9 protein-coding genes are annotated in these 12,293 nt (G+C 45.8%); 1 reads left to right on the top strand and 8 read right to left on the bottom strand.

Annotated features, from left to right (window positions below; genetic code table 11):
* The 5 genes from parE to nudF form a co-directional block, all read right to left on the bottom strand.
* Nucleotides 1–1,881, bottom strand: coding sequence for a DNA topoisomerase IV subunit B (parE, locus tag MSG35_RS16525; RefSeq protein WP_248384571.1), 1,881 nt, complete (start codon nucleotides 1,879–1,881; stop codon nucleotides 1–3).
* 239 nt (nucleotides 1,882–2,120) lie between these two features.
* Nucleotides 2,121–2,726, bottom strand: coding sequence for an esterase YqiA (yqiA, locus tag MSG35_RS16520; protein WP_050649506.1), 606 nt, complete (start codon nucleotides 2,724–2,726; stop codon nucleotides 2,121–2,123).
* A 15-nt stretch (nucleotides 2,727–2,741) separates the two neighbouring features.
* Complete coding sequence (gene cpdA / locus MSG35_RS16515; protein WP_248384570.1) at nucleotides 2,742–3,566, bottom strand: 3',5'-cyclic-AMP phosphodiesterase; 825 nt, start codon at nucleotides 3,564–3,566, stop codon at nucleotides 2,742–2,744.
* Nucleotides 3,567–3,625: 59 nt separating this feature from the next.
* Nucleotides 3,626–4,066, bottom strand: coding sequence for a DUF1249 family protein (locus MSG35_RS16510; RefSeq protein WP_017088751.1), 441 nt, complete (start codon nucleotides 4,064–4,066; stop codon nucleotides 3,626–3,628).
* A gap of 4 nt (nucleotides 4,067–4,070) precedes the next feature.
* Nucleotides 4,071–4,700: an ADP-ribose diphosphatase gene (gene nudF, locus MSG35_RS16505; protein ID WP_248384569.1), complete on the bottom strand. Its 630-nt coding sequence runs from the start codon at nucleotides 4,698–4,700 to the stop codon at nucleotides 4,071–4,073.
* Between the two features lie 227 nt (nucleotides 4,701–4,927).
* Between nudF and tolC the strand changes: the two genes are divergently transcribed.
* On the top strand, nucleotides 4,928–6,247 hold the full coding sequence (tolC, locus tag MSG35_RS16500) for an outer membrane channel protein TolC (protein WP_122080738.1): 1,320 nt from the start codon (nucleotides 4,928–4,930) through the stop codon (nucleotides 6,245–6,247).
* Between the two features lie 90 nt (nucleotides 6,248–6,337).
* Here the strand turns inward: tolC and hldE are convergent, their stop codons facing one another.
* The 3 genes from hldE to MSG35_RS16485 form a co-directional block, all read right to left on the bottom strand.
* On the bottom strand, nucleotides 6,338–7,768 hold the full coding sequence (hldE, locus tag MSG35_RS16495) for a bifunctional D-glycero-beta-D-manno-heptose-7-phosphate kinase/D-glycero-beta-D-manno-heptose 1-phosphate adenylyltransferase HldE (protein ID WP_248384568.1): 1,431 nt from the start codon (nucleotides 7,766–7,768) through the stop codon (nucleotides 6,338–6,340).
* Between the two features lie 121 nt (nucleotides 7,769–7,889).
* Nucleotides 7,890–10,739, bottom strand: coding sequence for a bifunctional [glutamate--ammonia ligase]-adenylyl-L-tyrosine phosphorylase/[glutamate--ammonia-ligase] adenylyltransferase (gene glnE / locus MSG35_RS16490; protein WP_248384567.1), 2,850 nt, complete (start codon nucleotides 10,737–10,739; stop codon nucleotides 7,890–7,892).
* Between the two features lie 224 nt (nucleotides 10,740–10,963).
* Nucleotides 10,964–12,220 carry a methyl-accepting chemotaxis protein gene (locus tag MSG35_RS16485; RefSeq protein ID WP_017061421.1) on the bottom strand — a complete coding sequence of 419 codons (1,257 nt, stop codon included), beginning with the start codon at nucleotides 12,218–12,220 and terminating at the stop codon, nucleotides 10,964–10,966.
* Nucleotides 12,221–12,293: the final 73 nt, after the last annotated feature.

The following is a 12,293-nucleotide window of genomic DNA, read 5'->3' as shown; positions in this document are numbered from 1 at the left end:
TTATACCTCGGCCATATCACCGTTAGTCTGTAGCCATGTACGGCGATCATCTGCACGTTTCTTACCAAGCAGCATGTCCATCATCTCGTTGGTCGCATCGCTGTCATCAATCGTTAACTGAACAAGGCGACGAGTGTTTGGATCCATGGTGGTTTCACGCAACTGAAGTGGGTTCATTTCACCCAGACCTTTGAATCGTTGCACGTTGATCTTGGCTTTCTTCTGCGATAGTCGCTCAAGCACACCGTCTTTCTCTGCGTCATCAAGTGCGTAGAACACTTCTTTACCGCAATCGATACGATACAGAGGAGGCATTGCCACATAGATATGACCTGCTTCAACCAAAGCATGGAAATGACGAGTAAACAATGCACATAGCAGTGTCGCAATATGAAGACCATCCGAGTCCGCATCGGCAAGGATACAGATCTTACCGTAACGCAGGCCGGATAAATCATCGTTGTCCGGGTCGATACCCAGAGCTACCGAGATGTCATGCACTTCTTGTGAGGCCAATACTTGGTCTGCTGACACTTCCCATGTATTTAGGATCTTACCGCGAAGTGGCATAACCGCTTGGAATTCACGATCACGTGCTTGTTTAGCAGAACCACCCGCCGAGTCCCCTTCCACGAAGAAGATTTCGGTACGGCTTAAATCTTGAACTGAACAGTCAGTTAGCTTACCCGGCAGAGCTGGGCCAGAAGCGATTTTCTTACGCACAACCTTTTTGCTTGCGCGCATACGGCGGTGGGCATTCGCAATACAAGCTTCTGCTAGTTGTTCTGCCAGTTGTGGCTTTTCGTTCAACCACAGGCTAAACGCATCTTTTACCACACCAGACACAAACGCAGCGGTTTGACGAGAAGACAAGCGCTCTTTTGTTTGGCCAGCAAATTGCGGATCTTGCATCTTCACTGATAATACGTACGAACAGCGATCGAAAATATCGTCGCCCGTTAACTTAACGCCACGCGGCAGAAGGTTACGGAATTCACAGAACTCACGCATTGCATCAAGCAGACCTTGGCGAAGACCGTTTACGTGTGTACCACCTTGCTTAGTCGGTACTAAGTTCACGTAACTTTCGGTGATCATGTCGCCGCCTTCTGGCTGCCAGATGATCGCCCAGTTTGCCATTTCTGTTTCAGCAACGAATTCGCCAACATACGGTTCTTCAGGCAGTAAGGTGTAACCTTTCACGCCTTCGGCAAGGTAGTCTTTTAGGCCATCTTCATAGAACCATTTATGCTCTTCGCCACCGACTTTGTCGATAAAGGTAATTTCTAAACCTGGGCAAAGCACTGCTTTTGCACGTAGGTTGTTAATCAGACGAAGTGTCGAAAATTTAGGGCTATCGAAGTACTTAGGATCAGGCCAGAAATGTACTGATGTACCACTGTTACGATGACCACAAGTGCCCGTTACAGTAAGCTCTGTTACGGCATGACCACCTTCAAGTGCGATCTCGTGAACCTGACCTTCTCGGCGTACAGTCACTTCAACACGTTTTGACAGCGCGTTTACGACCGAGATACCTACACCGTGCAGACCACCAGAGAACTTGTAGTTGTTATTCGAGAATTTACCGCCAGAGTGGAGCTTAGTTAAAATCAGCTCAACACCTGAGATCCCTTTTTCAGGGTGAATATCGACAGGCATACCACGGCCGTCATCGGTAACTTCTAACGATTGGTCTGCATGAAGTACCACTTTGATCTTCTTAGCGTGTCCCGCTAGTGCTTCATCGACCGAGTTATCAATGACTTCTTGGGCAAGGTGGTTAGGTCTTTCTGTCTCGGTATACATTCCCGGGCGGTGTCGCACAGGATCGAGACCTTCAAGTACCTCGAGGTCTTTTGCATTATATTGTTCAGTCATAATACGGAGTTTACTCAAAAAGTTTGCGTCAGTTCGCTGGCTCCAGTTTCACTAAAGCAGAATCATTACTATGAACCGTCATAGTAGAGCGAACGAGCGAAGTATTGGGGAATATAGTCTGGAAGCTGAGTAATGATGTCAAGCTAGTTCAAAAACTAAGACATCAAACTATGATATTTCACCATTGATAGATGAAATAACAGGCAAACAAGAGAAAATCACTTGGTTGGTGGAACAGATTAAAGATTTAGAAAGGTGATGATTTGTTGTGGGTAGCGTTCAAAATCAACAAAGCTATGATCCCCGCCCTCTTCTACTGTCTGTGTTGCACCTTGGTACTTCTCTACCGCTTGTCGGTAATCCAGAACTTCGTCTTCCGTTTGCTGAAGTAACCAGAAGTCGCTCGGCTTAGCGATCGCCGAAACCTCTAACGCCTTCAGTTCATCAATATGTTTTGTTTCCAGTACATACCGTTCATCTGTGTATGGGTTTACTTGTTCACCTAAATAGTCAGCAAGAAGCTCATACGGCTTCACTGCTGGGTTTACAACCACCGCTTTAAAACCATAGTGGCTATTCAGCCATGTTGAAAGATAACCACCCAGCGAGCTACCGACCAACGCTATTTGATATTGCTCTTTATATTGCTCCACCAGCTGCTGCAAATGGAGTGCCGCTTGCTGAGGGAAACTCGGCAGTTGAGGAGTTACAACTTTAATATCAGCGCGATGCTCCGCACAGTAATCTGCCATCACATTCGCTTTATGAGAACGTGATGAGCTGTTAAACCCATGAATATAGAGAAGCAGCGGTGGCTTAGTCGCTTGCTGATTAGAGCCTGGCATCAATAACCACCTTCATTAGTAACCAGCAGCCTTAAAATCAGGCAAGAACTGCCCATGAGGCAGACGACGAACTCGCGTGCTAACGGTACCGTCTTGATGTAATTCAATCTCTCTCCAGCCCGGAGACAAAGTATCAACCGCGAAGTCATCTGAGTTAGGTTTGAATTGCACACAAGTCGATGGGGTTGCCATGACTTGTACACCATGATGATCTCGGTTCATGTCTTGATGAACGTGACCACACAGTACCGCTTTAACATTGGTGTGCTGTTGAACCACATCCCAAAATTGATCGGCGTCTTTTAGGTTATGTTGATCCAACCATGCGCTGCCAACCAACAATGGATGGTGGTGCAATAGAACCAAGGTATTACGTTCAGGGAACTCCGTCAGCTTTTGTTCTAACAGATCAAGCTGTTGATCGCTGAGGCGACCATGAGGCACACCAACCACCTGCGAGTCTAGCATCACCATCTGCCAGTTATCGCCTAGCAAGACATGCTCAACACACTGTATTTGTGGTGATGGTAAAACACTGCCCATATTAGGCTTAAAGTCATGGTTCCCTGGCAGCCAATAGCATGGCTTTTCCAAAGGTTGAATCCCTGACTCAAATTTCTGGTACGACTCAGCACTGTGATCTTGAGAGATATCACCGGTTGCTAAAATCGCTTGATAGTCAAAGCCCTGACTAACAATGCCATCGACTACAGCACGAAAGCTATCTTGAGTGTTGATGCTTAATAAGCTGCCATTGCTCGGCGCAAATAAATGCGTGTCCGTTAGCTGCACCAGCTTAATAGTGCTCTCATCAAATTTTGAAGTGTGTGATAATTCCAAAATAACAAATCCAGATACGTTACTGTTTAGACTTTAAAAGTGTTGTTAAATAGGCTCAATTAAAAGGTAATTGGAGTTCGGCTGATACCAGTTTTTAAACAAAACGTTAACCATTCCCCAAGAAATTTATTCAATTGAAATTTCTCGTCCTTTTGCAGAAGCTTAGTGTTGGGATAGTCATATTTCGCTTTGACTCGCGAAAAATCCCCGCTAGCGCACACTTCTGCAACTCGAGCGTCGTGATATAGCCTGACAGACATTTTTGGCAAAGGAAACACTGGCATCGCGTCACTCTGACATATATCTATTAATGTGGTGTATTTTGTGACCTCATTCACTGTCAATTGATACACCATATTAACGGCTTGGTAACAGCGAACGTCACCAACCTCATGCCCAACCGGTAACAAAGCGTTCAGTTTGGCATAGTTCGTCTCGTAAACTCGCATCAATTCAGCAAGATCAACATGATACGTTTTTTTGACCGCGATATTTGGCATGACGTTAATCTATCCACTCTGACTGTAATTCTTGGTAGTTCAATTGTAGCCACTGTAGCGCAATGATCGTGGCTCCATTTTCAAATACACCATCTTTTACCAACTGATAAGCAGCTTCGCGACTCATCACTTGTACACGAATGTCTTCACCTTCGTAGTCCAATCCGTGTACCCCTTTGGCTGTCGTTGCATCAACACAGCCAACAAAGACGTCGAGCTTTTCTGAACAACCGCCAGATGAAGGGTAATACGAAGTAATAGGCAACACAGATCCGACTTCGACTCCGGCTTCTTCCATCGCCTCACGACGAGCGACATCTTGTGGTGATTCATCAGTATCAATGATCCCAGCAACAATTTCGTATTGCCATGGGTTCTCATGCTCTAGGGCACCGACACGGATCTGTTCGACGATCACCACTTCATCACTCACAGGATCATAAGGTAGCAAAGCGGCAGCATGTCCACGCTCAAACATCTCACGCTCTATTGGTTGGCTCCAGCCGCCCTCAAACAGTCTATGTTTAAATGTGTACTTAACCATTTTGAAAAAACCACGAAACAGCGTCTCTTTTGAGACTATTTCCACATCTTGCGGAGTAAACTCATGTCGTTGATTGTCATACTGTTGCATTTGGTACCTCACTAAGTGATCTTTATAGTTTACTCATTGTCCGAGTTAACTACCAAGGATAAGGTTCAACTTTTTATATAAAATTTATAATTAAAGTTAAGTTTTAAAAAATAAATATTGCACAAGTGGACAGTTAACTGTAAAAAAGTGCAAAGTTTCGAGTAAATTACCACCAAACTGGGTTAAACTCTTTTAAAGAAAATTCCATAAAAGGCAGGAATAGGAAAATGAAAAAACTGCTTCCACTATTTATCAGTGCAGCAATTGGCAGCCTGAGTTCGTCAGCTTTTGCTGATACGCTAGCTGAAGTTTACGACCAAGCAAAACAGAACGATCCTCAACTTCTTCGTTCAGCAGCGCAGCGCGATGCCGCTTTTGAAGCAGTAACGTCAAGCCGTAGCTCTTTGTTACCGCAAATTAATCTAACAGCTAACTACGATATTAATCGTGGTGACCGAAGCGATATGAGCAATGATAACAACCAATGGGGTGTTGGCATTGGTTTCAGTCAGGAGCTTTACCAGCGTTCTTCTTGGATCACTCTAGATACGGCAGAGAAAACTGCTCGTCAATCTGATTCAGCTTACGCGGCAGAACAACAAGCCTTGATCCTTCGTGTTGCGACAGCATACTTCGAAGTGCTTCGAGCTCAAGATAACCTAGAGTTTGTTCGTGCTGAGAAAGCAGCGGTTGCTCGTCAACTAGAGCAAACTAAACAGCGTTTTGAAGTAGGTCTTTCAGCAATCACCGATGTACACGATGCGCAAGCTCAGTACGATGGCGTTTTGGCTGATGAAGTTCTTGCAGAGAACGACCTAACGAATAGCTACGAAGGTCTACGCGAGATTACAGGTCAGGAACACTCTAACCTAAGCATCCTAGATACTGATCGTTTCTCAGCAAGCAAATCTTCTGAATCTGCAGTTGCACTTGTTGAACAAGCAGAACAAAAGAACCTTAGCTTATTGGCTGCACGTATCTCTCAAGATGTAGCGAAAGATAATATCTCTCTAGCAAGCTCTGGTCACCTACCAAGCTTAACGTTAGATGGTAGCTACGGTCTTGCAGAACAGACGGACAGCTCTAACAGCGTAAATGACTACGACTCTGACAACCTAAACATCGGTTTGAACTTAGTTGTACCTCTATACACGGGTGGCAACACAACTTCATTGACTAAACAGGCTGAATACAACTACGTTGCAGCAAGTGAAGATCTAGAAGCGACTTACCGTAGCGTTGTAAAAGACGTACGTGCGTTCAACAACAACATCAGTGCTTCGATCGGTGCGCTACGCGCTTACGAACAATCTGTAGTTTCTGCTCAATCAGCTCTAGAAGCGACAGAAGCAGGTTTTGATGTGGGTACTCGTACTATCGTTGACGTACTAGATTCAACTCGTCGTCTATACGATGCGAACAAAAACCTTTCAGATGCTCGTTACAACTATATCCTAAGTGTACTTCAGCTTCGTCAAGCGGTTGGTACGCTAAGCGAACAAGACATTGTTGATGTAAACGCAGGTCTAAAAGTAGCAAGTAAGTAACTCTTAATTACTCAAGTTACCGTTACAAAAATGCCGCTCATTGAGCGGCATTTTTATTATCTGTCGAATATTGGTATTGAGCGCTAAAACTTAGCCTCGACCACCTTTAATCGCTTTAATGATTTCAGTGGTAGAGCAACCATCTTCAAAGTTAAGTACTTTCACTTCACCACCAGCAGCAATCACTTCCGCACCACCAGCAATCTCTTCAGGTTTGTAATCACCACCTTTCACAAGAATGCTTGGCAATACCTCAGAGATTAAACGTTGAGGTGTATCTTCAGAGAATGGTACAACCCAATCAACCGCACCTAAGCCAGCCAATACCGCCATACGACGATCAGTTGGGTTCACAGGGCGACCAGGGCCTTTCAAGCGTTTCACTGATTCGTCAGTATTCACCGCAACGATCAAACGATCGCCCAGCTCAGCCGCGTGATTCATGTAAGAAACATGACCAGCATGCAGAATATCAAAGCAGCCGTTAGTCATCACCACCTTCTCGCCTTTCGCACGAGCACGCTTCACCGCTTCAACCAGTGACGCTTCAGAGATAACACCGTAGTCTGTGTCTTGACTACCGTGAATCGCTTCCGCTAACTCAATCGTAGACAGTGTAGATGTACCAAGCTTACCTACCACGACACCCGCAGCAGCGTTCGCCAGTGCACACGCCTCATCAAGTGGCTTACCAGCAGCAACGGAAGCTGCCAATACCGAGATAACCGTATCGCCAGCACCCGTCACGTCGTACACTTCTTTCGCTTGAGTCGGCAAATGGAATGGTTCTAAACCTTTGCGAAGTAGTGTCATACCATGTTCACTACGAGTCACTAACAATGCTTCAAAATCAAACTCTTCGATCAGTGCGAGTCCTTTTTCGATCATTTCTTCTTCAGATTTTACTTTGCCAGCCACCAACTCGAACTCAGCCATGTTTGGTGTAAGCAACGTTGCTCCACGGTAGCGTTCAAAGTCTGCGCCTTTCGGGTCGATAAACACAGGAACTTTTGCTGCGCGCGCTTTTTGGATAAAGCTCTGCACGTGCTCCAACGCACCTTTTGCGTAATCAGATAGAATTACCGAGCGCACATTTGGAAGCGCTTGCTCCATACGAGATAAAACCAGCTCAGGATCCGTATTCTCAAATTTATCTTCAAAATCAAGGCGAATTAGCTGCTGACCACGGCTCATCACTCGCAGTTTAGTAATGGTTGGGTAATCTTCTAACTCAACGAAATCACATTTAACCTTTAGTGCGCCTAAGGTATTTTTTAACACCTCAGCAGGCTCATCTTTACCGGTCAAACCAACGATATGAGCATGGCCACCAAGAGAAGCAATATTCATTGCTACGTTGGCTGCACCACCAGGACGCTCTTCGTTATTTTCTACTTTTACAACGGGTACAGGTGCTTCTGGTGAAATACGGCCAGTTGGGCCATACCAGTAACGGTCAAGCATTACGTCACCGACAACAAGAACGCCTGATTGGCTGTAGTCAGGTAGAATTGGTTTCATTATGGATCTCCAAAAATCGAATCTGGCTAGAGTCTAGCACACTGATTACAGAGGCTAAACTATAGATAAATGAGTAAAAGCCTATCAAGATAAATACATCCGTCACTACTGTGTGACTGGTTTATGCTTCCATCCACTGCTTCCATGCTTGAACAACATGTTCTCTTTCCATTTCAAATTTTTCAATCGCCACATCCGCATCAAGATTGAGTAGATTACGGTGGTGGATTTCATCTCTTAACGTTGTATAAGCATGAGTTAATGCCATGCCTTGCTGCTCGTCCATTATCCCTTGCGACAACAAGCTTTCAAAGATTCTCACATTGTCACACCAACGAGTAAGCTTAGGTTTCTCGTTGCTGTATCTCAGCACTAAGTATTGCGCCAAGAACTCAATATCAGTAATACCGCCCGCATCTTGTTTAAGCATGAATCGATCGGCTTTTTTACCGCCTAAATGGCCACGCATTTTTTCACGCATATCCACAACTGACTTTTTGAGTGTTGCCTCATCTCGTGGCAAGCACAAAACCTCATGCCTAGTTTTGTTAAACGCAGATACCAATAAGTCATCACCGTAAATCATACGAGCACGAGTGAGGGCCTGGTGCTCCCATGTCCACGCGTCATTATGCTGATACTCGTCAAAGGCATCGGTTGGACTCACTAACAGGCCAGATGCACCAGAAGGGCGTAGACGAGTGTCGACTTCGTACAGAATGCCAGAAGCGGTTCTGGTCGAGAAAATATGAATAATACGCTGCGCTAATCTTAAGTAGAATTGGCGTCCATCGATCTCTTTCTTTCCATCAGTATAGATGTGTACCGGGCAGTCGTGCATGAACACGATATCGAGGTCGGAGTTATAACCAAGCTCCCAACCACCGACTTTGCCATAACCAACGACAGCAAAACCGCGACCTTCGCGATCTTTAACATGGGTCGGTTCACCAAACTTGGCGGATACTTGTAACCAAGCTTGATTGACCCCCGCCTCCACAATGGCTTCTGCTAAGTAGGTCAGGTGATCACTGACCTTCATGACAGGTAGAGCACCCGCAATATCCGCGGCTGCAATTCTCAAGATACAGGTCTGCTTAAACTGACGCAGGCCTTCCATCTGTTGCTCCATATCATCTTCAGGGATACGGGCAAGGTAATCACGCAGCTCGGTCTTGTAAGACTCTAAAGGCACTGGATTGTAGAGTTGCTGAGGGTCGATAAGTTCATCTAACAGAATTGGATAACGACCCAACTGCTCCGAAATCATCGGGCTTGCCGTACATAAACGAACTAACTGAGTCAACGCAGCAGGGTGTTCATCTAGCAGCTCAAGGTAAGTGGTACGCGTAACGATTTTATGCAGCAGATGCAGTACTCGCGACAAACCAAACTCGGCATCCTTAGCGGTGTACAGTGCTTGAAAGACTTTCGGCATCAGTCGATTGAGGACTTCACGCCCGCGTGGACCAAGAGTCTTCTTAGCTAAATCGGCTTTAAACTGAATAATAGTTTTTGCCGCTTCTGGTGGGCTAGCGACCGCAATATCATGCTCCAGAACATGTTCAATCACATCTGGTTTATGGGCCATATCCCACAGTTCGCTAAAATGACTGGCGATCGGATTAGCGTCATCTTCATCAACGCCAATTAGGTCTTCGAACACGGTATGTACATTCGCCATATGGGCGCGAGTTGCCACAATCAAGCTATCCCAATCGGAAAATTGCATGGCAACCGCAAGCTGCAATTGTTCGAATTCGCCGTCAGGTAAGGTTTGAGTTTGCTTATCAGCCATTGCTTGTAACAGGTTCTCAAGGCGACGCAAAAACAGGTAAGCCTCACGTAGGAGCCCTACCTCCTCTGCCTCTAAAAGATGAAGGGATTCAATCGCGCTTAAGGTTTCGAGTAACCCTCGACCGCGTAAGCTAGGCTCACGTCCACCACGAATCAATTGGAAGACTTGCGCAATAAACTCAACTTCACGAATACCACCAGAACCCAGTTTGATGTTGTTTGATAAACCACGACGGCGCACTTCGCTGCTGATCATAGACTTCATTCGGCGCAGAGATTGAATCGCACTAAAATCAATATAACGGCGGAACACAAACGGACGTAGCATTTGGCGAAGCTCTTGATACTCAGGATACATCTCGCTGCCCATCACGCGCGCTTTAACCATAGCGTAGCGTTCCCAATCGCGCCCTTGCTCTTGGTAATAGTCTTCAAGTGCGGCATAGCTCATCACAAGTGGACCACTCTCACCAAACGGGCGCAGGCGCATGTCGACTCGATAACAGAACCCATCAAAGGTTTGCTGATCAAGCGCCTTAATAATACGTTGCCCAAGACGTGTAAAGAACTGCGCATTGGCAATGCTGCGTCTTGCACCTTGGGTTTCACCATTCTCTGGGTAGGTGAAGATCAGATCGATATCGGAAGAGAAGTTAAGCTCCCCCCCCCCTAGCTTGCCCATACCAATGATCAACATCGGCTGTGCTTCGCCTTGTTCATTACAAGGTGTGCCCCACTCTTTACAACAAATATCGTACTGCCATTGGTAGGTTTCGAAGATCATCGCCTCAGCCAACATCGATAGATGATTTAGGCTCTGCTCTAGCTCCCACGAACCCATAAAATCACGCCAAGCAATGTAGGTCATTTCTCGATTTCGGAATTGACGCAGCACGCGCTGACCGCTCATTTCATCGGTGCAACCAGAAAGTAATTCAGCCAGTCGTTCTCGGTACGCTTCAGCGCGTTCTTCGCATGCCAACATATCAGGTAAGTCACCACATAAAACCGTATCACGCTGCAGGCAATCACCAATAAAACAGCTTAAACCGAGTACACGTTTAAGATCTTCAGTCAGTGGCTCAGACCAAGTATTGATGGCTTCACTTTGATGCTCTAATAATTGCTCAAAAGCAGACTGGGAGTGAGTGATGAGTTGAGAAGGCAATGACATGTTTCTTCCTTGTATAAGCTGCGCGTCGAACAATCAGTTTATCGATTCAGTTCTTCAATAACGAGTTTTCATAACTAAAGGTAAGTTATACCAAAGTTACGCCAATAAAAAACGCCCACATTAGCAATGTGGGCGTTTTATCGATTAACTTATCTGGTAGAGCTTACAACCGAGAAACCGTCTCTGAAAATAAGCCTTTACCGATGAAGATTAGGTGCTGAGGGCTAAACCTTAAATTGCTTAATCTTACCGTCGAGTTCTTGTGCGTTGCTTTCCATAAGCTGAGAGGTCTCTAGCAGCTCACCAACCACCACTACTGAAGCTTCAACAAGCTCGCGTACATTAGTCAGGTTGACGCTCATCTCTTCAGCAACACTGCTCTGTTGACCTGCAGCGGTCGCGATCTGGAAGTTCATATCATTGATTTGATTGACTTGGCTTACGATGCCGTCAAGCTCAGAACCAGCATTGGTTACCAGATCAACGCCTTCAGCCGCTTCTACAACACTCTTCTCCATCAGCTCTACCGCAGAATTAGCGCTGCTTTGTAGATGACTGATCATGTCTTGAATCTCTACCGTTGCTTGCTGAGTACGTTGCGCAAGGTTACGAACCTCATCAGCAACAACCGCGAAACCACGACCCGCTTCACCCGCACGCGCCGCTTCAATCGCTGCGTTCAATGCCAGTAAATTGGTTTGTTCTGAAATGCCTTGGATAGTACCAACCACACTGCCAATTGAGTCAACGCGCTCTTCTACTTGGTTTACTGCTGCTGCAGATGCTGCGATATCTGAAGATAGCTCACTCATCTTAGATACTGACCCTTGAACGAATTTCTGACCAGTAAGAGCTTGGCCTGATGCCTGTTCTGTCAATGAAGAAGCGCTTTGTGCATGCTCAGCGACAGTTTGTACGGTAGAAGTCATCTCGCTCATAGCTGTCGCCAACTGATCGATCTCGTTGAACTCTTCTTGAGCTGACTCTTTGGTTTCAGACATGCTGATGGTCATCACTTCCGTCAGAGCAAACAGCTCATCAGAAGAGGCCACCTGAGTTTTGATCATATCATTCAATTGGACTCGAGTTTTTTCGAGTTCACGTGCCACATCGCCGTATTCATCTTTACAGTCCATTTGAATCGGCACTGATAAGTTCTTATCTGCCATGGTTTTAATGGCGTCATTAAGGTATTGAGTCTGGCGCAGCATAACGCGCGCCGCTGCTAACAGAAGAACCACAAACACAATGATCATCAAGGCTGTTTGCCAAGCCACTTGAACTAGGTAAGTCTCGTAATGCTGTTGTGCGACTTGCGCATTGTTGGTTACAGCAAGCAATGAATCGTAAAACGTACTTGCGTCCCATAGCTGCTTCGAAATAATCAAGATAGTGCTGAATATCATCAGCATGACCATTTTTGGAACGAGACGAACGTCAGAGATTACCCTTTCCCACGGCTTGAATGACAGTTTAGTCATTGTCAGTTCTCCATTAATTCTTATATATTGATGGCTTCTATATCCGCGAGGTGGCTATGTCAGTCAAAGTTCG

The organism is Vibrio sp. 1CM23M (assembly GCF_023161755.1).
Lineage (GTDB): Bacteria > Pseudomonadota > Gammaproteobacteria > Enterobacterales > Vibrionaceae > Vibrio > Vibrio coralliirubri.
The sequence above is the reverse complement of the archived record's forward strand: the minus strand, read 5'-3'. Positions and strand labels throughout refer to the sequence as shown.